At 61.9% G+C, this 25094-nt stretch carries 23 protein-coding genes; 12 read left to right on the forward strand and 11 right to left on the reverse strand.

From position 1 onward, the window contains the following. Positions 1-4: 4 nt before the first annotated feature. The 6 genes from pcaH (at position 5) to pcaC (ending at position 5332) form a co-directional block, all read left to right on the forward strand. The gene (gene pcaH / locus K5K89_RS07760; RefSeq protein WP_092241276.1) at positions 5-709 is read left to right on the forward strand and encodes a protocatechuate 3,4-dioxygenase subunit beta; all 705 of its coding nucleotides are present in this window, start codon (positions 5-7) and stop codon (positions 707-709) included. Between the two features lies 1 nt (position 710). Beyond that, the gene (gene pcaG / locus K5K89_RS07765; RefSeq protein ID WP_222541142.1) at positions 711-1277 is read left to right on the forward strand and encodes a protocatechuate 3,4-dioxygenase subunit alpha; all 567 of its coding nucleotides are present in this window, start codon (positions 711-713) and stop codon (positions 1275-1277) included. Between the two features lie 188 nt (positions 1278-1465). Beyond that, a complete protein-coding gene (locus tag K5K89_RS07770; protein WP_071488871.1) occupies positions 1466-2761 on the forward strand; it encodes an MFS family transporter in 1296 nt (431 codons plus the stop codon). Between the two features lie 10 nt (positions 2762-2771). After that, positions 2772-4127 (forward strand): 3-carboxy-cis,cis-muconate cycloisomerase, encoded by a 1356-nt coding sequence (locus tag K5K89_RS07775; RefSeq protein WP_222541143.1) that lies wholly within the window; start codon positions 2772-2774, stop codon positions 4125-4127. 10 nt (positions 4128-4137) lie between these two features. Continuing rightward, the gene (gene pcaD / locus K5K89_RS07780) at positions 4138-4929 is read left to right on the forward strand and encodes a 3-oxoadipate enol-lactonase (protein WP_222541144.1); all 792 of its coding nucleotides are present in this window, start codon (positions 4138-4140) and stop codon (positions 4927-4929) included. A 10-nt stretch (positions 4930-4939) separates the two neighbouring features. Beyond that, positions 4940-5332, forward strand: a complete 393-nt coding sequence (gene pcaC, locus K5K89_RS07785; RefSeq protein WP_028619276.1) for a 4-carboxymuconolactone decarboxylase — start codon at positions 4940-4942, stop codon at positions 5330-5332. Between the two features lie 3 nt (positions 5333-5335). Here the strand turns inward: pcaC and K5K89_RS07790 are convergent, their stop codons facing one another. From K5K89_RS07790 to K5K89_RS07815, 6 genes are all read right to left on the reverse strand, one after another. Beyond that, a complete protein-coding gene (locus K5K89_RS07790; RefSeq protein ID WP_222541145.1) occupies positions 5336-6235 on the reverse strand; it encodes a polysaccharide deacetylase family protein in 900 nt (299 codons plus the stop codon). Positions 6236-6353: 118 nt separating this feature from the next. Next, on the reverse strand, positions 6354-7808 hold the full coding sequence (locus K5K89_RS07795) for a M91 family zinc metallopeptidase (protein ID WP_222541146.1): 1455 nt from the start codon (positions 7806-7808) through the stop codon (positions 6354-6356). Between the two features lie 92 nt (positions 7809-7900). Beyond that, on the reverse strand, positions 7901-9151 hold the full coding sequence (locus K5K89_RS07800; protein WP_222541147.1) for an OprD family porin: 1251 nt from the start codon (positions 9149-9151) through the stop codon (positions 7901-7903). Between the two features lie 173 nt (positions 9152-9324). Then, entirely contained in the window at positions 9325-10782 is a 1458-nt protein-coding gene (gene adeC, locus K5K89_RS07805; protein ID WP_071488876.1) for an AdeC/AdeK/OprM family multidrug efflux complex outer membrane factor, read from the reverse strand. Next, on the reverse strand, positions 10779-13940 hold the full coding sequence (locus K5K89_RS07810; protein WP_071488877.1) for an efflux RND transporter permease subunit: 3162 nt from the start codon (positions 13938-13940) through the stop codon (positions 10779-10781). The genes adeC and K5K89_RS07810 overlap by 4 nt, the downstream gene beginning before the upstream one ends. Before the next feature lie 3 nt (positions 13941-13943). Next, positions 13944-15092 carry an efflux RND transporter periplasmic adaptor subunit gene (locus tag K5K89_RS07815; RefSeq protein ID WP_058425202.1) on the reverse strand — a complete coding sequence of 383 codons (1149 nt, stop codon included), beginning with the start codon at positions 15090-15092 and terminating at the stop codon, positions 13944-13946. Positions 15093-15357: 265 nt separating this feature from the next. Here K5K89_RS07815 and K5K89_RS07820 point away from each other — a divergent pair, with 265 nt between their 5' ends. Continuing rightward, a complete protein-coding gene (locus K5K89_RS07820) occupies positions 15358-15990 on the forward strand; it encodes a TetR family transcriptional regulator (RefSeq protein WP_071488878.1) in 633 nt (210 codons plus the stop codon). Between the two features lie 315 nt (positions 15991-16305). Here K5K89_RS07820 and K5K89_RS07825 read toward each other — a convergent pair whose 3' ends face one another. From K5K89_RS07825 to K5K89_RS07835, 3 genes are read right to left on the reverse strand one after another with little or no spacing between them, the layout of a single operon-like run. Then, positions 16306-17361 carry an alkene reductase gene (locus tag K5K89_RS07825; RefSeq protein ID WP_071488879.1) on the reverse strand — a complete coding sequence of 352 codons (1056 nt, stop codon included), beginning with the start codon at positions 17359-17361 and terminating at the stop codon, positions 16306-16308. A gap of 31 nt (positions 17362-17392) precedes the next feature. After that, positions 17393-18559, reverse strand: coding sequence for an MFS transporter (locus K5K89_RS07830; RefSeq protein ID WP_222541148.1), 1167 nt, complete (start codon positions 18557-18559; stop codon positions 17393-17395). Between the two features lie 13 nt (positions 18560-18572). Then, positions 18573-18899 (reverse strand): ArsR/SmtB family transcription factor, encoded by a 327-nt coding sequence (locus K5K89_RS07835; protein WP_016975101.1) that lies wholly within the window; start codon positions 18897-18899, stop codon positions 18573-18575. 154 nt (positions 18900-19053) lie between these two features. Here K5K89_RS07835 and K5K89_RS07840 point away from each other — a divergent pair, with 154 nt between their 5' ends. Further along, positions 19054-19632 (forward strand): ACP phosphodiesterase, encoded by a 579-nt coding sequence (locus K5K89_RS07840; RefSeq protein WP_071488881.1) that lies wholly within the window; start codon positions 19054-19056, stop codon positions 19630-19632. 118 nt (positions 19633-19750) lie between these two features. Here the strand turns inward: K5K89_RS07840 and K5K89_RS07845 are convergent, their stop codons facing one another. Together K5K89_RS07845 and olsB are read right to left on the reverse strand one after the other, a co-directional pair. Continuing rightward, positions 19751-20542 carry a lysophospholipid acyltransferase family protein gene (locus K5K89_RS07845; RefSeq protein ID WP_071488882.1) on the reverse strand — a complete coding sequence of 264 codons (792 nt, stop codon included), beginning with the start codon at positions 20540-20542 and terminating at the stop codon, positions 19751-19753. Further along, positions 20542-21297 (reverse strand): L-ornithine N(alpha)-acyltransferase, encoded by a 756-nt coding sequence (gene olsB / locus K5K89_RS07850; RefSeq protein WP_003172415.1) that lies wholly within the window; start codon positions 21295-21297, stop codon positions 20542-20544. The genes K5K89_RS07845 and olsB overlap by 1 nt, the downstream gene beginning before the upstream one ends. Before the next feature lie 251 nt (positions 21298-21548). Here olsB and K5K89_RS07855 point away from each other — a divergent pair, with 251 nt between their 5' ends. The 4 genes from K5K89_RS07855 to K5K89_RS07870 all read left to right on the forward strand — a co-directional run bounded on the left by K5K89_RS07855 (position 21549) and on the right by K5K89_RS07870 (position 25060). Continuing rightward, positions 21549-22364 carry a hypothetical protein gene (locus K5K89_RS07855; RefSeq protein ID WP_130898098.1) on the forward strand — a complete coding sequence of 272 codons (816 nt, stop codon included), beginning with the start codon at positions 21549-21551 and terminating at the stop codon, positions 22362-22364. A gap of 21 nt (positions 22365-22385) precedes the next feature. Then, complete coding sequence (locus K5K89_RS07860; RefSeq protein WP_222541149.1) at positions 22386-23459, forward strand: serine hydrolase domain-containing protein; 1074 nt, start codon at positions 22386-22388, stop codon at positions 23457-23459. Beyond that, positions 23456-23776 carry an amidase gene (locus K5K89_RS07865; protein ID WP_222541150.1) on the forward strand — a complete coding sequence of 107 codons (321 nt, stop codon included), beginning with the start codon at positions 23456-23458 and terminating at the stop codon, positions 23774-23776. Before K5K89_RS07860 ends, K5K89_RS07865 begins: the two co-directional genes overlap by 4 nt. Positions 23777-23884: 108 nt before the next feature. Then, on the forward strand, positions 23885-25060 hold the full coding sequence (locus K5K89_RS07870; protein ID WP_071488886.1) for a M20 aminoacylase family protein: 1176 nt from the start codon (positions 23885-23887) through the stop codon (positions 25058-25060). Positions 25061-25094: the final 34 nt, after the last annotated feature.

The raw sequence follows: 25094 nt of genomic DNA on the forward strand, positions 1-25094 counted from the left end.
CTCCATGAGTGACAAGCCCGGATACCGGCGCCCGCAAGCGGGCACTCAACCGGATTACCTGCACCCGGCCTACCAGTCGACGAACCTGCGTTCGCCGTCGCAGCCTTTGGTGTTCCTGCCCCATTCCTTGTCGGAAATCACCGGCCCGACCATCGGCGCCGAGCGGGTCAACCCGAAGGACAACGACCTCACCGCCCAGCATGAAGGCGAGCCCCAAGGCGAACGCATCATCATTCACGGCCGCGTGCTCGACGAAAACGGCCTGCCGGTGCCGGGCATCCTCGTGGAGATCTGGCAGGCCAACGCCGCCGGCCGCTACAACCACAAGCGCGACCTGCACGATGCGCCCCTGGACCCGAACTTCACCGGCACCGGCCGCACGGTCACCGACGCCGACGGCTGGTACCAGTTCCAGACCATCAAGCCCGGCGCGTATCCCTGGGGCAACCACCACAACGCGTGGCGCCCGGCGCATGTCCACTTTTCGCTGTTCGGCCCGAGCGTGCTGACGCGCCTGGTCACGCAGATGTATTTCCCCGGCGACCCGCTGCTGGAATACGACCCGATCTACAACTGCGTGCCGGACACCTCGGCCAAGGAACGCTTGATCGCCCGTTTCGACCTGGAAAAAACCATTCCTTCCTATGCCCTCGGCTACCGCTGGGACATCGTCCTGCGCGGCCGCGACGCCACGCCGATGGAGAAATGAGATGACACTCAATGCGACCACGTCCCACACCGTCGGGCCGTATTACCACATCGGCCTGACCTGGCTGAACCGCGAAGACCTCACCGTGGCTGCCACCCTTGGCGAGCGTGTGGCGATCAGCGGGCAGGTGGTGGATGGCAATGGTGATGTCGTCAACGACGCCATGCTCGAAGTCTGGCAGGCCAATGCCGCCGGCAAGTACGATCACCCGGAAGATGAGCAGGACAAGGCACTGGACCCGAACTTCGAAGGGTTCGGCCGGGTGCCGGTGGATGCCGAAGGGCGGTTCCGCTTTACCACCATCAAGCCGGGCGCCGTACCGGGACTGAAGGGCACCACCCAGGCGCCGCACCTGGTGGTGCTGGTGTTTGCCCGTGGGTTGGTGAAGCACTTGCTCACGCGGATTTATTTCGAGGGCGAGGCGCTGAATGGGGATGACCCGTTGCTGGCGTGTGTGCCCTCGGAGCGTCGTGGCACCTTGATCGCCCGGCAGGATGCGGCGGGGGTGTATCAGTGGAATGTGATTTTGCAGGGGACAGAAAAGGAAACGGTGTTCTTCGATTATTGAGTGGTTTTTCAGGGCCTCATCGGGGGCAAGCCCCCTCCCACATTTGATAGGCGGTGCGGTCAACATGTGGGAGGGGGCTTGCCCCCGATGGGGCCGGTTCAGGCACCACCTACCCAAAAGTCTTCTTGCGGAACATGGTTGTTGCAAAGTATGTCTAGGCTATAACCGTTCCCACTGAGTGAAACCACATGACAACAACAACGAGTCACTACACCGGAGAAGAACGCAGCAAACGGATTTTTGCGATTGTCGGGGCATCCTCCGGCAACCTCGTCGAATGGTTCGACTTCTACGTCTACGCCTTCTGTGCCATTTACTTTGCCCCGGCGTTTTTCCCGTCGGATAACCCGACCGTCCAGTTGGTCAATACGGCGGGGGTATTCGCCGCCGGTTTCCTGATGCGCCCCATCGGCGGCTGGCTGTTTGGCCGAGTGGCTGACAAGCATGGCCGTAAGAACTCAATGATGATTTCGGTGCTGATGATGTGCGCCGGCTCCCTGGTCATCGCCTTTTTGCCGACCTACAACGATATCGGCGTCTGGGCGCCGATCCTGCTGCTGATTGCGCGACTGTTCCAAGGCTTGTCCGTGGGTGGCGAGTACGGCACTACCGCGACTTACATGAGTGAGGTGGCTCTCAAGGGCCAGCGCGGGTTCTTCGCGTCCTTCCAGTACGTGACCCTCATCGGCGGCCAGTTGCTGGCGGTGCTGGTGGTGGTGATCCTGCAACAGTTCCTTACCGAAGAAGAGTTGCGCGCCTGGGGCTGGCGGATTCCGTTCGTGATCGGCGCCATTGCGGCGGTGATCTCCCTGTTGCTGCGGCGCACGTTGAAAGAAACCACCAGCAAGGAAACCCGCGAAGACAAGGACGCCGGCAGCATTGCCGCACTGTTTCGCGATCACAAGGCCGCGTTCATCACGGTGCTGGGTTACACCGCCGGCGGCTCGCTGATTTTCTATACCTTCACCACCTACATGCAGAAGTACCTGGTAAACACGGTGGGCATGCACGCCAAGACGTCCAGCTACATCATGACCGGTGCGTTGTTCCTCTACATGTGCATGCAGCCGGTGTTCGGCATGTTGGCGGACAAGATCGGCCGGCGTAACTCGATGTTGTGGTTTGCGGGCCTCGGCACGCTGTTCACCGTGCCCATCCTGCTGACCCTGAAAACCGTCAGCAGCCCGTTCCTGGCCTTTGTGCTGATTACCCTGGCCCTGGCGATTGTCAGCTTCTACACCTCCATCAGTGGCCTGGTCAAAGCGGAGATGTTCCCGCCTCAGGTGCGTGCCTTGGGCGTGGGCCTGGCCTATGCGGTGGCCAATGCGATTTTCGGCGGCTCGGCGGAATTCGTCGCCCTGAGCCTGAAATCCGTCGGCATGGAGAACAGTTTCTATTGGTATGTGACGGCGATGATGGCCATCGCTTTCCTGTTCAGCCTGCGTCTGCCGAAACAGGCGGCGTACCTGCACCACGATCTATAAGGGATGCGTTATGACACTGCGCACGAGCAATCAATTGTTCGACGCTTACTTCACGGCGGACAGCATGGCCGAGGTATTCTGCGACAGCGGACGCCTGCAGGGCATGCTGGATTTCGAAGCCGGATTGGCCCGTGCCCAGGCCCGGGTCGGGTTGATTCCCCAGGCCGCTGTCGCACCGATTGCCCAGGCTTGCCTGGCGTCGCTGTACGACGTGGATGCCCTCGGCGTGGCGATTGCCACGGCGGGGAATTCGGCGATCCCGCTGGTGAAGGCGCTGGGCAGGTTGATTGCCAGTGAAGACGCCGGGGCCGAACGTTATGTGCATTTGGGCGCGACCAGCCAGGACGTGATGGACACTGGCCTGGTGTTGCAACTGCGCCGGGCGCTGGCGTTGATCGAAAGCGACCTGGCGCGCCTGGGCGACATCCTGGCCGCCCAGGCCCAGCGTTACGCAGCCGTGCCCTTGGCCGGCCGCACCTGGTTGCAACATGCGACGCCGGTCACCCTGGGGATGAAGATCGCCGGTTGGCTGGGGGCGGTGACGCGCAGTCGGCAACGGTTGGCGCAGTTGAAGCCGCGCTTGCTGGTGCTTCAGTTCGGCGGTGCCTCCGGAACCCTGGCCGCACTGGGCGAACAGGCCATGCCGGTGGCTGAAGCTTTGGCAGACGAGCTGCAACTGACCCTGCCCGAACAACCCTGGCACACTCAGCGGGATCGGCTGGTAGAGTTCGCCGCCGTGCTTGGCCTGATCGCCGGCAGCCTGGGCAAACTGGGCCGCGATATCAGCTTGTTGATGCAGACCGAAGCGGCGGAGGTGTTCGAGCCGTCGGCACCGGGCAAGGGTGGCTCGTCCACCATGCCGCACAAGCGCAACCCGGTGGGCGCGGCCGTGCTGATCGGCGCCGCCACCCGCGTGCCGGGCCTGGTATCGACGATGTTCAGCGCCATGCCCCAGGAGCACGAACGCAGCCTGGGCCTGTGGCATGCCGAATGGGAAACCCTGCCCGAGATTTGCCGCCTGGTTTCCGGCGCGCTGCAACAGGCGCTGCTGGTGAGCGAAGGGTTGGAAGTCGACCCCGAGCGCATGGGCAAAAACCTCGACCTGACCCAAGGCCTGGTGCTGGCCGAAGCCGTCAGCAGCGTGCTCGCCCAACGCCTGGGCCGGGAAACGGCGCACCACCTGCTGGAACACTGCTGCAAGCGTGCCGTTACCGAGCAACGGCATTTGCGTGCGGTACTGGCGGATGAGCCGCAAGTCACCGCCGAGCTGTCGGCGGCCGAACTGGACCGCCTGCTCGACCCGGCCCACTACCTGGGCCAGGCCCGCACCTGGGTCACCCGCGCCGTAGCCGAACACTTTGCTTGAGGAGACCACCGTGGCATTTGTACAACTCGCCGAAGGCGACCTGCATTACCAACTGGACGGGCCAGTGGATGCGCCTGTGCTGGTGCTGTCCAACTCACTGGGCACCGACCTGCATATGTGGGACATCCAGATCGCGGCCTTCACCCAGCATTTTCGCGTGCTGCGTTTCGACACCCGTGGCCATGGCAAATCCCTGGTCACCCCGGGGCCGTACAGCATCGAACAGCTCGGCCGCGACGTGATCGCGCTGCTGGATGCGCTGGATATCCAACGCGCGCATTTCTGCGGTTTGTCCATGGGCGGCCTGATCGGCCAATGGCTGGGGATCAACGCGGGCGAGCGCCTGAACCGCCTGGTGGTATGCAACACCGCCGCCAGGATCGGCACGCCCGAGGTGTGGAACCCTCGCATCGAGATGGTGTTGCGTGACGGCGCAGCGGCGATGGTGGCGCTGCGCGATGCGTCCATCGCACGCTGGTTCACGGCTGATTTCGCAGCCGCCAACCCGCACCAGGCCAAGCAGATTACCGACATGCTCGCGGCGACCTCGCCTGAAGGTTACGCTGCCAATTGCGCGGCGGTGCGCGATGCGGATTTTCGTGAGCAACTGGCCTTGATCAAGGTGCCGACGTTAGTGATTGCCGGCACCGACGATGCGGTCACCCCACCGGCCGGCGGTCACTTTATCCAGAACCATGTGCGGGGCGCCGAGTACGCCGAGTTCTATGCGGCGCACCTGTCCAATGTGCAGGCTGGCGCTGCGTTCAGCAACTGCGTAATCGAATTCCTGCTGGCCCGCTGAGGAGCTGTTTGTGGACGAGAAACAACGTTACGCCGAAGGCCTGCAAGTGCGCCGCGAAGTGCTGGGCGATGCCCATGTCGACCGCAGCCTCAATGCCCTGACCGAGTTCAACAGCGAGTTCCAGGAAATGATCACCCGCCACGCCTGGGGTGATATCTGGACCCGCCCCGGCCTGCCACGGCACACCCGCAGCCTGATCACCATCGCGATGCTGATCGGCATGAACCGCAGTGAAGAACTCAAGCTGCACCTGCGCGCCGCCGCCAGCAATGGCGTGACCCGCGCCGAGATCAAGGAAGTGCTGATGCAGAGCGCGATCTACTGCGGGATTCCGGCGGCGAATGCCACTTTTCATCTGGCTGAGTCGGTGTGGGATGAGTTGGGGGTTGAGTCGCGGGAATAGGGGTCAGTGGGAATCGGCATCCCACACCCAATTCCACACGCCCGGCAGACGCACCGGTTCATTCACGTCCTTCACCGTGCGTGCCAGCGCCGCACGTTGCAGGGCGGCCGTGTCGGTGTAGAACGGTTCAGCGGCGGTCTTCATACCGGTGATCCGTGCGCTGTCCAACAGGATCTGCAAGTACTCCTGCATATGCCGCGCGGTGTAGCGGTTGATGTCGTGGAAGGTCACTACCACAGGGATCACGCCATCCACCGTCGGCAACTCGCCCAACGCAATGTGTTCGCGCACCACCGACAGTTGCCGATACAAATTGGCCCGGCGCCGTGGGCTGCCGTTGAAGCCCCAGATCTTGCCGTCATTGGCACTCAAATCCGTGAGCAGCACCTGCATGCCGTGACGCTGGTAGGCGGCGAAGGTGCGGCGGTCGTAATTCCAGAACGGCGGGCGGACCAGCACCGGCGGGTTGCCGGTGATCGACGCAATGTCAGCGGCACCCTGGGTGAGGGTACGTTCCAGTTCGGCGTCATTCAGCCAGCGATGGTTGGTATGAAACGCCGTGGCGGTGTGGAAGGCGAGGATGTGACCGGCCGCATACTCGCGCTGCATGGTCTTGCGACCCCGCGAACTGCCACCGGAGCGTGAGGCTTCGGTTTGCAGAAAGAACACCGCCTTGATCCCCGGCAGTATCGGGTTTTGCGCCAGGTCAGCCACCACTGAGCGGCTCGGGTTGTTATAGCCTGACGCACTGGGGCCGTCATCGAAGGTCAGCAGAAAACGGATCGGCGCCTGGCCTTGCAGGCGTTGCTCGGTCTGGGGTGTCAGGGCGACAGGTGCGCCAATACAGCCGCTGAGGCTCAGGGCCAGGGCAAGCACGGCGGATGCGATGGCGAAGGATTTCATGGTGGGCACGGGCTCGAATGGAGGGCCGCTGCTGGGTGGATCAGCAGCGGCAGGCGCGCACCATACAGGAAGATGGATGGTGTGAGGTTACCGCCTGACCAACGAGCACTGTTCAGGCTCAGCCGACGTATTGGGTACGCAGCGGCTTGCCCATTTCTTCGTTCAAGGCGTTTTCAGTAAAGGGTTTGGGGTTGGGAGAAGACTCGAGCGTGGTAGGCAACCCCACCGCTTGACGTTCGCTGTTGGGCACATCCAGTGCTTCGCCCTTGAATGTCTCCACGGTCGAGCCCGTCAACGCGGTGCCGTTACCGGCGTTATAGGCGTGGACCATTTCGTGATAAAGGATTGTGATGGGCGAATACGTCACGCCGGCCAATACGTCCAGAGCGGAGCGGTTATAGGTGATTTCAGCCCGGTCAGCCCGCGACCCCGGCACACCGTCCACCATGAACCCCCACTTGGGATCGTCGCCGGCCGCTGGCGGGCGTTCGTATTGCATCAAGGTTTTGAGTTCCTCGCTGCCATAGGTGTAGCTGCTTCCAGTGTCGAGCAGATCCTCCACCAACGTTACTGGTGCGCCGTTGCGCCGGGCTATCGCGTTCATTTCGGCAAGCATCTGTTTGCCCTGGGGGGAGCTGCGCAGCAAGGCCAGATCGTCTTCGACCCGTTGGATAAAGTCGACCGAGCCTTTTATGACAAACCCCTCAAGCGGTGCTTGGTCAGGCGTGACGGTGGTCAATACCGAGCCGTTGAGACGCTGGATCGTATCGCCGGATTGAGCGTAGATCAGGTCGCCGGGACGATTGGCAATGACTGTGTCGCGGCCACTGCCGGTATAGACAGTGCTGCGGTCGTGGGCGATCAAACGATCATCATCGGCGCCGCCATGCAACACCGTATGGCCGTTGCCAGCAGACAGGCGATCATTGCCATTGCCGCCGTCCAGGTAGCTCGTTTTGCTTTTTGGCCCTGCACCGGCGTAAAGGCGGTCGTTGCCATTGTTGCCATAGATCACGTTGTCGCCGCTGCCGCCAACGATCGTGTCGCCGCCGTCGCCACCTTCGGCGTAGCCAAGGCCGCTGCCGAGGTGAAGGACATCGTTGCCAGGACCGCCGAACAGGCGGGTGTAGCCACCGCCGGCGCGCACCCGATCGTCGCCGTCCCCGGCATCCACCGTGATCGGCTGGGTCACGTTGGCGTCAATGCGGATGTTGTCGTTACCGCCGTGGGTCTTGAGGTGAAAGCTCAGTGGCTCGCCGTTTTTATCGTGGCTGTCAAAGCGATACGACCGGTCATTGACCTTTACATCCAGCTTGCCTGGAAGGTGCTGGCTGATATGGATCTGGTCCGCTTTGTCACCGGTTTCAAGGATCAGGCTGTTGCTGATGCTGTAGGTCAGGTCATGCTCCCAGACTGATTGTCCGCAGGCCTTCAAATTGCCGTCATCCAGAAACGGATGCCGATGAGCTTGAACCGGATTGTCGGGCGTGAACGCCAGTCGGGGAGGTGGGTCGGGTGTGTAGTGGCTGTTGCTGAAGACCTTGGAGCATGCAATACGATTTGAAGCGTCCATGTGAGATCCCTGTGGGAGAGCCAGGCACTGGCCCTGTCTCATGAAGTCGACCGGACACTTCAAATCGTTCCCTGGATAAATGTAATGCGGCTTTACAGCAGGCTGATCGGGTAACTGACGATCAACCGGTTCTCGTCGAACTCATTGTTGCTGTAGTCGCGACGCATGCTGGAATTGCGCAGGCGCACATTGAGGTTTTTGGCCACGCCGCTTTGCACTGTATAGCCCACTTCGGTTTCGCGACCCCATTCCTTGCCGTCAGTGATGGTGCCGGTGTGTACGTTGCTGCCGCTGATATAGCGGTTCATCAGGGTCAGGCCGGGCACGCCGAGGGCGGCGAAGTTGTAGTCGTGACGCACTTGCCAGGATTTCTCCTGGGCGTTGTCGTAGCTGCTGTTGTAGCTGTCGTTGGCCAGGGTGCCGCCGCTGGTACCGTTGACCCGCATCCAGGCGCTGTTGCCGGTGAGCTTTTGCAGGCCGACGTAGAAGGTGTTGCCGCCGTATCTGGCGGAGAACAGGCCGGACCAGGTCTTGTTGTCCAGCTCGCCGGCACGGGCGCTGCCATCGTCCTTGCCATAGAAGAAGCCGAGGTTGGCGCCCAGGGTCCAGTCGCCCAACGGCTGGCTGTGGGTCAGGTTGACGAACTGCTGGCTGTAGATGTCCTTGAGCTGGGCATTCCACAGGCCGATCTGGGTGCGTTTGTCGTTGAACAGGTATTCGCCGCCCTGGAAGTTGAAGCGGTCCGAGGTGAACGCGGCTTTGCCGAACATCGACAGGTCGCTCATGCTGCTGTCGTCACGCGGGCTGTTGGCGCGGAACTGGCCACCGTAGAGGGTCAGGCCGTCGATCTCCTTGGAGGTGATCTGCCCGCCGCGCAGGGTTTGCGGCAGGGAACGGCCATCGTCCGAGCGCAGGATCGGCAGCACCGGCATCCATTCGCCAACTTTCACTTCCGTCTTGGAAATACGTGCCTTGAACGCCACGCCCAGACGCCCGAATTCATCCGCCGGGCGGCCGTCGTGGTCCAGCGGCAGCAGTTGGGTCCCCCCGGTGCCACGCCCGCCATCGAGCTTCAACGAGTACAGCCCCAGCACATCCACGCCGAAGCCCACCGTGCCCTGGGTAAAGCCGGACTTGGCGTCGAGGATGAAACTCTGCGTCCACTCCTGCGCGCCGCCCTGGGTCTTGGTCGGGTTGGTGTAATTGCGGTTGAAGAAGAAATTGCGCAGGTTGAGGTTGGCGCTGGCGTCTTCGAGAAAGCCGTGTTCCTCGGCGAGGACGGGCAGGGAAAGACTGGCGACAGCGGTTGCCAGCAACAGCTGGCGCGGGTGGAAAGTGCTCATGGCGTAAGGACCTGTTGTTATTGGGTTTATGCAGGTGGCGGCCATGGTGCGCGGCGGCGCGGGGGCGATGAAAGTGGGGGAGAGCGGGTTGTGGGCGATGATCGAACGCAAGTTGTCCGCTGCAGAAAAGCAAAAAGCCCACCAAAAGGTGGGCTTCGTTGACGCGGGTGTTATCAGAACAACTTCAGTGGCGGTGCTTCTTCTTTCAACGGCTCGTTCTTCGCGGTCTGCTCGCTCCAGCCACCGCCGAGGGCCTTGTACAGGTTGACCTCGCTGGTGAGCTGCGCCAGGCGGTCGGTGATCAGCGATTGCTGGGCACTGAACAGTTGGCGCTGGGCATCGAGGAACGTCAGGTTGCTGTCGACACCGATGCGGTAGCGACGCTCGGCCAGGCGGTAGTAATCCTGGTTGGCCGCGACGAAGCCGCGCTGGGCGTCCAGTTGCTGCTTGTAGGTCTCACGTGCGGCAAGGCCGTCGGAGACTTCCTGGAAGCCGGTCTGGATCGCCTTCTCGTAGTTGGCCACGTTGATCTCTTTCTGGATCTTCGAGTAGTCCAGGCTGGCGCGCAGGCTACCGGCGTTGAAGATCGGGATGTTGATCTGCGGGGCGAACGACCAGGTGCCCGAACCGCCTTTGAACAGGCCGCCCAGGTTAGGGCTCGCGGTACCGGCGCTGGCGGTCAGGCTGATGCTCGGGAAGAACGCGGCACGGGCCGCACCGATGTTGGCGTTGGCGGCCTTGAGGTTGTACTCGGCTTGCATGATGTCGGGACGACGTTGCAGCAGGTCCGATGGCAAGCCGGCCGGCACTTCGCTGAGCAGGTTATCCGACAGGGGCTTGCTGACGATATTCGCCGGCAGGCCGGTGCCCAGCAGCAGGGTCAGGCTGTTTTCGTCCTGGGCCACCTGGCGGGTATAACGCGCCAGGGCAACCCGGGCGTTTTCCACCGAGGTACGCGATTGGCTCAGGTCGAGGGCCGAGGCCACGCCGACTTCGTTGCTGCGCGAGGTGAGCTTGAAGCTTTGCTCGTACGCGTCCAGGGTGTCCTGGGTCAGCTTGAGCAGTTCCTTGTCGGCCTGCCAGGTCAGGTAGGCGTTGGCCACGCTGGCCACCAGGCTGATCTGGGTACTGCGCCGTGCTTCTTCGGTGGCGAAGTACTTTTGCAGGGCTTCTTCACTCAGGCTGCGTACGCGACCGAACAGGTCCAGCTCATACGAGCTGATCCCGAGACCGGCCGAGTATTGGCTGCTGATGGTCGATTCGCCGGTCTGCGACAAGCGGGCCGGGGTACGCGAACGGCTGCCGCTGCCCGTGGCCGACACGGCCGGGAACAGATCGGCGCGCTGGATCTGGTACTGCGCGGCATAGGCGTCGATGTTCAGGGCCGCGACACGCAGGTCACGGTTGTTCACCAGCGCGGTCTGGATCAGCTGTTGCAGGGCCGGATCATGGAAAAACTGCTTCCAGCCCTGCTCGACAGCGGCCTGGCTCGGCGCCTGGGCCGACGAATACGCCGGCCCCTGCGGGAACTGTGCGGCCACCGGCGCTTCGGGGCGCTGATAGTCAGGTATCAGCGAGCAGCCACTGAGCACGAATGCGGTGACGGCTAGGGAAAGTAGCGACTTGCTCATTGGCCAGCCTCTTTAGGGGTTTCAGTTGTGTCAGTCTTTTTACGTTCGCCAGCGGCGGATACGGTTGCGAAGAACAGGGGCACCCAGAAGATCGCCAGCACGGTGGCCGTGATCATACCGCCGATTACACCGGTACCGATCGCGTGTTGGCTGCCCGAACCTGCACCCGAGGAGATCGCCAGCGGCAATACGCCGAGGATGAACGCCATGGAGGTCATGATGATCGGGCGCAGACGCATCCGCGAGGCTTCGATGGCCGACTCGACGATGCCCTTGCCTTGTTCGTGAAGTTCTTTGGCGAACTCCACGATCAGGATGGCGTTTTTCGCCGCCAGGCCCACCGTCACCAACAGGCCCACCTGGAAGAACACGTCGTTGGACAACCCGCGCATGCTGGTGGCGATCAACGCACCTACCACACCCAGCGGCACGACCAGCACCACCGCAATCGGGATCGACCAGCTTTCGTACAGGGCCGCGAGGCACAGGAACACCACCAGCAGCGACAACGCGTACAGCGCAGGCGCCTGGGAGCCGGACAGACGTTCTTCGTACGACAGGCCGGTCCATGCGTAGCCGATACCGGCCGGCAGTTCCTTGGCGATACGTTCGACTTCGGCCATGGCGTCACCGGTACTGTAGCCCGGGGCCGGGGTACCGAGGATTTCCATTGCCGCTACACCGTTGTAGCGCGAGAGCTTGGGCGAACCGTAGATCCATTTGCCCGAGGAAATGGCCGACATCGGCACCATCTTCCCGGAGTCGCTGCGCACGTACCATTTGTCCAGGTCTTCTGGGGACATGCGGCCAGCGGCTTCACCTTGCACGTACACCTTTTTCACCCGACCACGGTCGATGAAGTCGTTGACGTAGCTGCCACCCAGGGCGATCGCCAGGGTCTGGTTGATGCTCGACAGCGAAATACCCTGGGCACTGGCCTTCTCGTCGTCGACGGTGAGCTCGTACTGCGGCTCATCGTTCACGCCGTTGGGGCGCACACCCGCCAGGATCTTGCTTTGCGCGGCGGCCCCGAGGAACTGGTTGCGTGCATCCATCAGCTTCTGGTGGCCAACGCCGCCCTGGTCTTGCAGGAACACGTCGAAACCGGTGGCGTTACCCAATTCCAGTACCGAAGGCGGCACGATGGCGAACACCATGGCGTCCTTGAACGCTCCGAAGAAGTATCCCTGGGCACGCTTGGCCACTTCGAATACCGAGGTGGACGCATCCCGTTCATCCCACGGCTTGAGCATCACGAACGCCAGGCCCGAACTCTGGCCACGACCGGCGAAGTTGAAGCCGTTTACGGTGAATACCGACTTCACCGCCTTGCCTTCGCCCGGCTCGCCTTCCTTGTCGTTGAGCAGGAAGGCACGCATGTCGTCGATGACTTTCTGCGTACGTTCGGCCGAAGAACCGACCGGGGTCTGCACCTGGGCAAAGATCACGCCCTGGTCTTCTTCCGGCAGGAACGCGCTCGGGATGCGGGTGAACAGCCAGATCATGCCGGCGAAGATGATCAGGTACACGAAGAATGCTGGAAACTTGTGCTTGATCATGTTGCCCACGCCGCGCTCGTAGCTCAGTACGCCACGGTCGAAGGTGCGGTTGAACCAGCCGAAGAAACCCCGCTTGGGTTGGCCGTGCTTCTCAGGGTCGATCGGCTTGAGCATGGTGGCGCACAAGGCCGGGGTGAAGATCAGGGCAACCAGTACCGACAACGCCATGGCCGAAACGATGGTGATGGAGAACTGTTTGTAGATCACACCGGTGGAGCCACCGAAGAATGCCATCGGCAACAGTACCGCCGACAGCACCAGGGCAATACCGACCAGGGCACCCTGGATCTGGCCCATGGACTTGACCGTCGCCTCCTTGGGCGACAGGTGTTCCTCGGCCATTACCCGCTCGACGTTTTCCACCACGACGATGGCATCGTCCACCAGCAGGCCGATGGCCAGGATCATGCCGAACATGGTCAGGGTGTTGATGGTGAAACCGAACGCGGCCAGGATCCCGAAGGTACCCAGCAATACCACCGGTACGGTCATGGTGGTGATGATGGTGGCGCGGAAGTTCTGCAGGAACAGGAACATCACCAGGAACACCAGCACGATCGCTTCGACCAGGGTGTGGACTACACCGGAGATCGATTCGGTCACCACCGGCGTGGTGTCATACGGCACCACTGCCTTCATGCCTGGCGGGAAGAACGGTTCCAGGGACGCCACGGTGGCACGGATGGCCTTGGCGGTGTCCAGGGCGTTGGCGCCCGAGGCGAGCTTGATCGCCATACCCGAAGCCGGCTTGCCGTTGAACTGTGCGCTGATGCTGTAGTTCTGGCCACCCAGTTCGATCCGCGCGATGTCACGCAGGCGAACCTGGGAACCGTCGGTATTGACCTTCATCAGGATCTTGCCGAACTCTTCAGCGGTCTGCAGGCGGGTCTTGCCGATGATGGTTGCGTTCAGCTGGGTACCGGGCAGAGCAGGCAGGCCGCCCAATTGGCCGGTGGCCACCTGGACGTTCTGCGCCGCGATGGCGGTGCTGACGTCGACCGGGGTCAACTGGTAGTTGTTCAACTTGGCCGGGTCGAGCCAGATACGCATGGCGTACTGCGAACCGAACACCTGGAAGTCACCTACACCTGCCGTCCGCGAGATCGGGTCCTGGATGTTGGACACGATGTAGTTGGACAGGTCGTCCTTGGTCATGCTGCCGTCTTCCGACACCAGACCGATCACCATCAGGAAGTTCTTCACCGACTTGGTCACACGGATACCCTGCTGCTGCACTTCTTGCGGCAGTAGCGGGGTCGCCAGGTTCAGCTTGTTTTGCACCTGGACCTGGGCGATGTCCGGGTTGGTACCCTGGTTGAACGTCGCGGTGATGGTCATGCTGCCGTCGGAGTTACTGTCCGAGGCGACATAACGCAGGTTGTCGATACCGTTGAGCTGTTGCTCGATCACCTGCACAACGGTGTCCTGCACGGTTTGTGCGGACGCGCCTGGGTAGGTCACCTGGATGTCGATGGCGGTTGGCGCGATGGCCGGGTATTGGTTGATGGGCAACTTCAGGATCGACAATGCCCCGACCAGCATGATCACCAGGGCAATTACCCAGGCGAAAATGGGACGGTCGATAAAAAATTTTGACATGGGTTACTCCCCCTGGCCAGCAGCGGCGGCAGGAGCGGGAGCAGAACCGGCAGGCTTGGCGTTGTCGGCGTCCTTGACCTTGACTTCGATGCCCGGCTTGATGAATTGCAGGCCTTCGGTGATCACGCGGTCACCGGCGTCCAGGCCTTTTTCCACCAGCCAGTAGGCGCCGGCAGTGCGGTTGGCCACCAGTTGACGCTGCTCGACCTTGTTGTCCTTGTTCACCACCATGGCGGTCGGGATACCTTTGATATCACGGGTCACGCCTTGTTGCGGTGCCAGGATGGCCTTGCTGTTCACGCCGGCTTGCAACTGGGCGTGCACGAACATGCCCGGCAGCAGGGTGTGGTCAGGGTTGGGGAACACGGCGCGCAGGGTCACGGAGCCGGTAGTCTGGTCGACCGATACTTCGGAGAACTCCAGCTTGCCGTCCTGGCCATAGGCAGTGCCGTCTTCCAGGGTCAGCTTGACCTTGGCCGCGTTGGCGCCGGCTTTTTCCAGCTGGCCGCTTTCCAGGTCGCGGCGCAGTTTCAGCATTTCGGCCGAAGACTGCGTGACGTCGACGTAGATCGGGTCCAGTTGCTGGATGACGGCCATGGCATCGGCCTGGCCGTTGCTGACCAGCGCGCCTTCGGTTACCGAAGAACGGCCGATACGCCCGGAGATCGGCGCGAACACTTTGGTGTAGCGCACGTTGATCTGAGCGGTTTGAACGTTTGCTTCCGCGGTCATGCGGTTGGCGACGGCGGTGTCGTATTCCTGACGGCTGACGGCCTGCTCATCGACCAACTGCTTGTAGCGGTCGGAGATGGACTTGGTCTGGGTCAGGCTGGCCTGTGCGCTTTTCAGGGTGGCGTCATACACCGACGGGTCGATCTGGTAGAGCTGTTGCCCTTCCTTCACGTCGCCACCTTCCTTGAACAGGCGCTTGAGAATGATGCCGTTGACCTGTGGGCGAACTTCCGCGATGCGGTAGGCGGTGGTGCGGCCTGGCAGCTCGGTCGTCAGGGTATAGGCTTGCGGTTGAATGGTGACCACGCCGACCTGAGGGGTTTGGGCGGGCGGAGCCGCTTCTTCCTTTTTACATCCGCTGAGCAGCGATGCCAGGGCGACGGCAGTGACCAGAGCGGTAACAGCTGGCTTAAGTTGCATGAAGATCCTCGGGTCAGGCGCGCAGGGTGCGCACAAGAAGTGTGGAAGGGTAAAAAACAAGCTGTGAGTAGATAAGTAGCTTGCTACGCAATATACTTACGTTCATGGTTGTTTGTAAACTCTTGACAGGCTTCGCGGAATGTTGACAAAGCAACACCCAAAGCCTCGATTTTAGTACGTTCGGCGCCCATGACGGTGTCGTCCCACAATGATTCAGACGGTGGACAACCACCACCCACCGTGTCCCGATTGAGGTTTTACTGCCATGGTTCGTCGCACCAAAGAGGAAGCTCAGGAAACGCGCAGCCAGATTCTCCAGGCCGCCGAGCAAGCCTTCTATGAACGTGGCGTTGCGCGGACCACGCTGGCGGATATCGCCGCACTGGCCGGTGTGACGCGGGGCGCTATCTACTGGCATTTCAGCAATAAATCCGATTTGCTCCAGGCGCTGCTCGACACGCTGCATGAGCCGCTGGACGAGTTGGCCAGGGCCAGTGAAAGCGAGGATGAACTCGACCCGCTGGGCTGTATGCGCAAGTTGTTGATTCATTTGTTCCATCAAGTGGCCCTGGACCCGAAAACCCGGCGCATCAACGAGATCTTGTTCCATAAGTGCGAATTCACCGATGAAATGTGCGACATGCGTCGCCAGCGCCAGACCCACAGCCAGGAATGCAACCTGCGCATCGGCCTGACATTGCGTAATGCGGTCCATCGCGGTCAACTTCCGGAAAACCTCGATACCACCCGTGGCGCGGTGTGCATCCACGCCTACATCAACGGGCTGATCGGCCAGTGGCTGCTGGTACCCGACAGCTTCCAACTGCATCAGGAAGCCGAACGCTGGGTGGACGCCGGGCTGGACATGCTGCGCTGGAGCCCAAGCCTGCGCAATTAAGACAAAATGCGTAATTGCATCAGGTTGTGTCAACAGTAAAGCCCAAGGACCGTCAATCGTCCTTCTGACTCATTGGTGGGGTGACTTTATATACGGGCTGGCGGGCGGTTGATAGGTAGCCGCCTAAGTATTTTGTAGCGATTTTGTTGCAGGGCTGTGAAGGAATGTTTCCTCGTGGACGCTACAAATCAAAAATGTGGGAGGGGGCTTGCCCCCGATAGCACAGTGTCAGTCACCCGATTCATTGGCTGACACGCCGCTATCGGGGGCAAGCCCCCTCCCACATTGGGTGGTCGTACTACTTCGGAATAACGATTACAGCGCCAGCGTCGGGTAGTCGATGTAGCCGACCGGGCCTTTGGCATAGAAGGTTTCCGGATGCGCTTCGTTCAGCGGTGCATCGGCTTTCAAGCGCGCCGGCAGGTCCGGGTTGGCAATGAATGGCACACCGAAGGCCACCGCATCCGCCTTGCCCGAGGCCAGCCAGGCGTTGGCGCTGTCCTTGGTGAAGCGCTCGTTGGCGATGTAGGTGCCGCCAAAGGCTTTCTTCAGTTGTGGGCCAAGGCTGTCCGCACCTTCTTTCTCACGGGAGCAGATAAACGCGATGCCACGCTTGCCCAGTTCGCTGGCAACGTAGGTAAAGGTTTCCGCCAGGTTGTCATCGCCCATGTCATGGGAGTCGGCGCGCGGTGCCAGGTGCACACCCACGCGGCCCGCGCCCCAGACGTCGATGGCGGCGTCGGTCACTTCCAGCAGCAGGCGTGCACGGTTTTCCAGGGAGCCGCCGTACTGATCGGTGCGCTTGTTGGTGCTGCTTTGCAGGAACTGGTCGAGCAGGTAACCGTTGGCGCCGTGGATTTCCACGCCGTCGAAGCCCGCGGCCTTGGCGTTCTCGGCACCGGTGCGGTAGGCATCGACGATGTCGGCGATTTCCGCGGTTTCCAGGGCGCGTGGGGTCGGGTAGTCCGCCAGTGGACGCACGAGGCTGACGTGGCCCTTAGGCTGGATCGCGCTCGGGGCTACCGGGCTTTCGCCGTTCAGGTACGACTCATGGGAAATACGGCCCACGTGCCACAGTTGCAAGAAGATCTTGCCGCCCGCGCCGTGCACGGCCTTGGTCACGTTGGCCCAGCCGCGCACCTGGTCGTTGGACCAGATGCCTGGGGTGTCCGGGTAGCCCACGCCCATCGGCGTCACGGAAGTGGCTTCGCTGAGGATCAGCCCGGCGGAAGCACGTTGCACGTAGTACTCGGCCATCAGCGCGTTGGGCACGCGACCTTCATCGGCACGGCAGCGGGTCAGCGGCGCCATGATGATGCGGTTCGACAGTTCCAGGTCGCCCAGTTTGATCGGATCGAAAATAGTCGTCATGGGATAACACCTTTCTCTATTAAGTGGTTGATCAGTGGGTAGTGAGGGCCAGGTCGGCATCGCCGCCCTGACGGAAAGTAATCAGCGTCACCAGCAGCGCGAGAATCGCCAGGGCCGCTGCGGCCAAGGGCACGCTGGTCAGGCCGAAACCGTGGGCAATCACACTGCCGCCCACCCAGGCACCCAGGGCGTTGCCGATGTTGAACGCGCCGATGTTCAGGGTGGACACCAGGTTCGGTGCGGCCTTGCCGAAGGTCACCACGTTGATCTGCAACGCAGGCACGGCGGCAAACGAGGCGGTGGCCCACAGGAACAGGGTGATTTCGGTGGGGATCACGGCGACGCTGGTCCAGGTCAGTGCCGTGGAGACCACCGCCATGCTGATGAACACGCCGATCAGAGTGGCCGCCAGGCGCTTGTCCGCCAGCTTGCCGCCGATGATGTTACCCACGGTGAGGCCCAGGCCGATCAGCAGCAGGGTCCAGGTCACGCCCTTGGGCGACACGCCGGTGACATCGCCGAGCAGCGGCGCGACGTAGGTGAATAGGGTGAACATGGACGCGGCAAACAGCGCGGTCATGCTCAGCGACAGCCAGATGCCGGCGCCCTTGAGGGCGGCGAGTTCGGCGCGCATGTCGAGTTTTTCTTCATCACGCCTGGCCGGCAGGAAGCGGATCAGGCCGATCAACGCCACCACCCCAATCACCGTCACCGCCCAGAAGGTCGAGCGCCAGCCGGCTGCCTGGCCCAGCGCGGTGCCCAGCGGCACGCCGAGCACATTGGCCAGGGTCAGGCCGGTGAACATCAAGGCCACGGCCGAAGCACGCTTGTTGGCCGGCACCAGGTTGGCCGCCACCACTGAACCAATCCCGAAGAATGCACCGTGGCACAGCGCGGTGACCACACGGGCGAACATCAGCACGTTGTAGTCACTGGCCAGGGCGCAGAGCAGGTTGCCGATAATGAAGATGCCCATCAACGCTACCAGCGCCGCCTTGCGTGGCAGTTTGGCGGTGGCCAGTGCCATGAAGGGCGCGCCGATGGCCACGCCCAGGGCGTAACCGGTCACCAGCCAGCCGGCGCCGGGGATCGACACACCCAGGTCCGTCGCCACATCGGGCAACAAGCCCATGATGACGAACTCGGTGGTGCCGATGGCGAAGGCGCTGAGGGCCAGTATGAGGAGCGAGAGGGGCATTGGCGTTTCCTTGTTACAACGCGGCGCTGTCGTGCGCGCTGAGTTCGGTGGTGAGCGCCGCGAGGAAGGCCTGGATGGTGTCCTCGTTGCGTTTGAAAAAGTGCCACTGGCCGGCCTTCTGGCTGCTGATCAACCCGGCGCGTTGCAGGGTGGCCAGGTGGGCCGATACCGTCGACTGGGACAAGCCGCAGCGCTGGTCGATCTGCCCGGCGCAGATGCCGTATTCGTGGTTGTGCAGTTGCTCGGGGAATTGCACTTTCGGGTCTTTCAGCCAGGTGAGGATGTCTCGTCGTACTGGGTGTGCCAGGGCTTTTATTATTTCGTCGAGGTCGATGGACATGGCAGGTGCTCGGTGTCTTGCAGCGTTATATCGCGATGAGGCGAACTTTAAATCGGTCTATCCCGATATACCAATATGATTTTGGTCTGAGCCTAGGCTCATTCGGTATATCGGGTTATAACGATACGTTGAGGGCAGTGGTAGACTGCGCACCATGAATTATCTCGCACATCTGCACCTGGGCGGCCAACTTCCTGCGCAACTGCTGGGCAGCCTCTATGGCGATTTCGTCAAAGGTCGCCTGCAGGGCCAGTTCAGCCCGCAAATCGAATCGGCGATCCAGCTGCATCGTTCCATCGACCGCTTCACCGACAGCCACCCTCTGGTGGGGGAGGCGTTGTCACGCTTCAGCCTGACCCGCAGGCGTTATGCCGGGATCGTCCTCGATGTGTTTTTCGACCACTGCCTGGCGCGGGACTGGGCGCTGTATGCCGACCAGCCGCTGGAGCACTTCACCTCGCAGGTGTACCGCGTGCTTGCCGCCGAACCGCAATTGCCGGGGCGACTGGCGCAGATTGCGCCGTATATGGCGGCGGATGATTGGCTGGGTTCGTACCGAGAGTTTGCAGTGATGGAGCAGGTGTTGCGGGGGATTTCGCGGCGGCTGACACAACCCGAGGAACTGGGGCATGCCATGCACGAGTTGCGAGAGTTGTACGAGCCGCTGAGTGAAGATTTCCGACGGTTCTACCCCGAGCTGCAAGCATTCGCACAGATCCAACTGACAAGGTAAAGCTGAATGTGGGAGGGGGCTTACCCCGATAGCAATGGTTCAGTCAAAGCATGCAGTGACTGACACACCCCAATCGGGGGCAAGCCCCCTCCCACATTTGAACGGTGTTCACTTGAGTTCAGGCAGCGAATGCTGGTCGAGCATCCACATGTTCCGCTTCCGGCACCGGCCCGAACAACGCCTTCTGCACCGCCTGCTGCGCCTGATACGCCAGCGCCGCACGCTCCTGCCCGGCACAGGCAATCGGCGTGAGCACATGGATTTCCACATCGCCCTGGTCATTGGCAAACAAGCGCATCAAGTGCGAGAGCAAATCATCGTCGCCAATAAAGGGTGCCAGCGGGTCCACTTGCCCATCACGCAGGTAACGGATCGCCACGGGTTGCAGCGACACATCCGCATCGATCGCACTGGCCAGCAGGCGTCCGTGGAACGTACGCAGGCTGCGCCCGTCGGTGGTGGTGCCTTCCGGGAACATCAACAGCGGGTGCTGTTGTTCCAGGTGGCGGGTCATCTGCTTGCGGATCAACTGGCTGTCGCCCGAACCCCGGCGGATAAACAAGCTGCCAGCCTTGGCCGCCAACCAGCCCGCCACCGGCCAGGTGCGCACTTCGGCCTTGGACAGGAATGACATCGGCGCCACGGCACCGAGCAGCGGAATATCGGTCCAGGACACGTGATTGCTCACCCACAGCATCGGCTGCGTTGGCAATTCGCCGTGCACCGTCACGCGAAAGGGCAGGGCGTTGGTCAGGCGCGCCATGAAAAAACGCGACCAACGCTGGCGCCGCACCATCGAATTGGCGATCCCCAAACGCTCGAACACCCCAAACACACTGGCCATGCTCAGGCCCAGCGCCACCACCACCAGCACGCGGGCAATGCGCCCGTAAACCCGCAGGCGGCTCATCACATTGCAGCCTTGAAGTGGCGCGCGTAACGCGGGCACAGTTCATCGCGCTTGAGCAGGATGAACACATCGGCCACCTGGAAATCCTCATCCCAGCACGGCTCGCCGCAGATCTTCGCACCCAGGCGCATGTAGGCCTTGAGCAACGGCGGCATCTCCGCGATCACGTTGGAGGGCAAGTCCAGCGCCGGCAGCGGCTTTTTCGGTTCGGCGCGCAGGTGTTCGTTGCACAGGTAGCGCTCGCGCAGGCGCTGCATGATCGCGTGGGCCTGGATGCCGCCGTCGTGCATCGGAATGCTCGCGCAGCCCATCAGGTAGCTGTAGCCGCCCTGGTTAAGCACCTCAGCCAACTCGCCCCACAACACCGCGATGGTGCCGCCGTTGCGGTAAGCCGGGTCGACGCAGGTGCGGCCGATCTCCAGGATCGGGCCTTGCAGGTGCAGCAGGCCATGCAGGCTGAATTCTTCTTCGCTGTAGAACCGGCCCAGGGTGCTGGCCGCCTGATGGTCCAGCAAACGGGTGGTGGCCACCAGTCGACCGCTGTTCAAGTCCCGCACACCGATGTGGCTGCAGTGAACATCATAGTCATCCATGTCCAGGCCCAGTTCCGCGCCTTTCAGCTTGGCGTTGAACTCGCCGCTGAACACGTTGAACCGCAGGGCCTGGGCTTCCTGCAACGCCTGCGCGCCAACCAGGCGTTCGGCTTGCAGACGGCGTTCATTGCCGGTGTCGCTGATGCGGGCGATCTGAGTCATGGCGAGTCTCCGAGTGCCGGCCACGATTTCGGCCGGTCGACTTTGTTGTCCAAACTCAGGCTATGTAGGCTCGGTGTCATCTCCATGAAGTTATGGTGACGCTTGGATGACAGCGCCTTGCAAGCCGCAGGGCAGAAGACTGCGGGAACCCAAGGAAGGGTATTGGCCACCCAGTTGCCGGGTTTGAAGGCAGTTGGGCCTTCAAGCTGTCAGGAGCTTCAGAAAGGCTCCGCTTTTCAGAGCGCTGACCTATGCCAAATCCCGTTGCTATGCAGTTTTTCCCGCGTCCTGAGACGACACCATCGGCCTTCCCGCCGACTTTCTTTTCAGTCCCTGCGCCTCTGGAAGGGGGTACCGGTATACGGGGTGAAGATGGTCGTACCTATGGGGAAAAGATGAGTCAAAAGCCCAATGTTTCGGGAGAGAAACTATTTGACTACAAACCTGCGGCGTCCACCGGTGGAGGGAAAGTCGGAAATATCTGGGGCGATTTCAGTCAGTGGAACAAAGCAAATTGCTCGACTGTTGCGGCGATCAAGGCGGTGATGATGCAATTTGGCAAGCGTCCTACGGACGTATTCAAATCGGTGCGTGAAACGGCTGACGGCTACCATGTCACGCTCAGAAACGGGGAATCGACGTTCTTGACGAAGGACGAATTGAAACAGGCCGCAGCTGTTGCGCAGCTTAAAGGCGAAGATCCGATGACGGTGCTGTATGCCAATTTCATGTTCGCGGTCAGCGCCAAACGGTATCAGGAATCTGGCCCGGCGAGCTTCACCGAGGCGATGCACGTGCTGAATAGCGGCGGCCGCCTTGAATATGCATTCAGGCGGCTAGGTGTTTGGGACGAGGTGGAGGGTGTGCCGCCTGAGCAGTTGGCCCAGGGCCGGATGGGCGTCTATGAATCAAACGGCCACGCCGCTTTGGTGTTTAAGGGGCGAGAGGAACGTTGGGGCAAGCGGGGAGGGCCTTCACCAACAAAGGCTATTGAAGTGGCGTATGCCTTCAAGAACAGAGCGGTGTCTTCAAACGGTCATTGGCGTTGGCTAGCCTCCCGGGTTTGATCGTTCCTTGAGTCTGCGTCCATGGTCAGAGGCCTGTTGTGTGTTGCCCTGCTGTTTGTCACTGTTGCCGCCCATGCCGAAACCTGGCCTGACAAGGACTGGACCAAGGCCACGCCGCTCGAAGGCCCCGCTGTCGATGCCCTCGATGCCTACGCGTTCCCGCCGCGTGACGATGCCACCCGCAAAGGCATCCGCACCGATGCGCTGCTGGTGATCCGCGATGGTGTGATCCTCTATGAGCGCTACGCCGCGCCCACCACCGCCAGTACCCCGCACCTGACCTGGTCGGTCAGCAAAAGCCTGATGGCCACGGTGCTCGGCGTGGCCTACGGCGAGAACCGCTTCAAACTCTCCGATCCCGCGGCGCGCTTTTACCCGCCGATGAAACAACACCCCAAGGTGACCATGGCCGACCTGCTGCACTGGGCCTCGGGCCTGGACTGGCAGGAAGACTACGAATACGCCCCGCTCAAATCCTCAGTGGTGGCGATGCTCTACACCCGTGGTCGCGGTGACATGGCCGACTTTGCCGCTGACACCGACGCGACGGCTGAGCCGGGCCAGGTGTTCCGTTATTCGAGCGGCGACACCAATATCCTGTCCGCCGCCCTCAAAGGCATGCTCGGTCACAAGGCCTATATGAGTTACCCGTGGGATGCGCTGTTCAAGCCGCTGGGTATTCACAACGCCACCTGGGAAACCGACGCCGACGAAACCTTCGTCGCCTCGTCCTACGCCTACCTCACCGCCCGCGACCTGGCACGGGTCGGCCTGCTGATGGCGCGAGACGGGCGTTGGGGCGATCAACAACTGCTGCCCAAAGACTGGGTCGCCTTCAATCGCCAGCCCTTCGACAAATACAAGTCCGGTCAGGACGAAGCCGTCCCCGGTGGTCATTGGTGGCTCAATAAAGGCGCATCAAGACCCTGGCCCGACGCCCCCGCCGACACCTTCGCCGCCCTCGGCCACTGGGGCCAGGCGTTATACGTGATGCCCGATGAACATTTAGTGATCGTGCGCTACGGCGATGACCGCGACGGCAGCTATCGCCATAACGAACTGCTCAAGCGCGTGCTGGCGGCGGTGCAACCATGATTCGTCGTCGGCCGTTTACCAGCCTGTTGCTGTTGCTGTTGCTGTTGCTCGCCTTGCTGGGGTGGGGCTGGCACGAACGCGTCAACCTGCAAGCCTTCCCCGACATCATCGCGGCGTATACGGCCAAGGAATACTGTTCGTGCCGGTATGTGCAGAACAATCCGGCGGCGTATTGCCGCGGGTATGTGAAGCAGTACGTGCCGACCAGTGCGTTCAGCGATAACCCGGAGCGCAGTGAGGTGACGGCGAGCGGGTTGGGGCGCAAGCATATGGCGCGGTGGTTGGGGGAGCGCCAGGGGTGTCGCCTGGAGCCCTGAGGTTCCACAGGGTGGAACCACCTTTGATTGTCCTCCTGCGCACTTCGCGGTTATCTGGCGATGTGCAGCAAACAAGAACGGGAACACCCGCCTGTGAGGAGAATCACCATGCGCCCACACCAGCACATCCTGGATTGGCTCAGCGACGTTGCCGGCGACTTGCGCGCCGTGCGCCACGACATTCACGCCCATCCTGAACTCGGTTTCGAAGAGAACCGCACCTCGGCCCTCGTGGCGCAGTCCCTGAGGGAATGGGGCTATGAGGTGCACACCGGCATCGGCAAGACCGGCGTGGTGGGCGTGCTGCGCAATGGCAGCAGCTCGCGCACCCTGGGCATTCGCGCTGACATGGATGCGTTGCCCATCATCGAAACTACCGGCGCGGCCTACACCAGCCAGCACGCCGGTTGCATGCACGCCTGCGGGCATGACGGCCACACCACGATGCTGCTTGGCGCCGCGCGTTACCTGGCGGCGACGCGGCAATTCGACGGCACGTTGAACCTGATTTTCCAGCCTGCCGAAGAGGGCCAGGGTGGTGCCGAAGCCATGTTGGCCGATGGTTTGCTGGAGCGCTTCCCCTGCGATGGATTGTTTGGCATGCACAACATGCCGGGGCTGCCGGCGGGGCATCTGGGGTTGCGCGTCGGGCCGATGATGGCGTCGCAGGACTTGCTCACGGTGACCCTCGAAGGCGTTGGCGGCCATGGCTCCATGCCACATCTGACGGTGGACCCGTTGGTAGCGGCGGCGAGCATGGTCATGGCGTTGCAGACGGTGGTGGCGCGCAATATCGACACTCAGGAAGCGGCCGTGGTCACGGTGGGCGCGCTGCAAGCGGGCCAGGCAGCCAATGTGATTCCCCAAGAGGCGCTGTTGCGTCTGAGCCTGCGCGCGCTCAACCCCAAGGTGCGCGAACAGATGCTGGAGCGCGTGCTCGCCATCATCCACACCCAGGCCGCCAGCTTTGGCTGCACGGCGCAGATCGAACACCGCCCGGCCTATCCGGTGCTGGTCAATCACGCCGAAGAAACCGAGTTCGCTCGCCAGGTCGGCGTCGCCTTGCTCGGCGCCGATGCGGTGGACGGCAACACCCGCACGCTGATGGGCAGCGAAGACTTCGCCTGGATGCTGCAACGCTGCCCCGGCAGCTATCTGTTCATCGGCAATGGCGTGTCGCGGCCGATGGTGCATAACCCCGCCTATGACTTCAACGACGACATCCTGCTGACAGGGGCCGCCTATTGGGGCGCGCTGGCCGAGAGCTGGCTCAAGCCTGCCTGACGACCTTCTTTTTCTGCCGCTGGACCCTTTCCCT

It is taken from the genome of Pseudomonas sp. DR208, from assembly GCF_019823005.1.
Classification (GTDB): Bacteria; Pseudomonadota; Gammaproteobacteria; order Pseudomonadales; family Pseudomonadaceae; genus Aquipseudomonas; species Aquipseudomonas extremorientalis.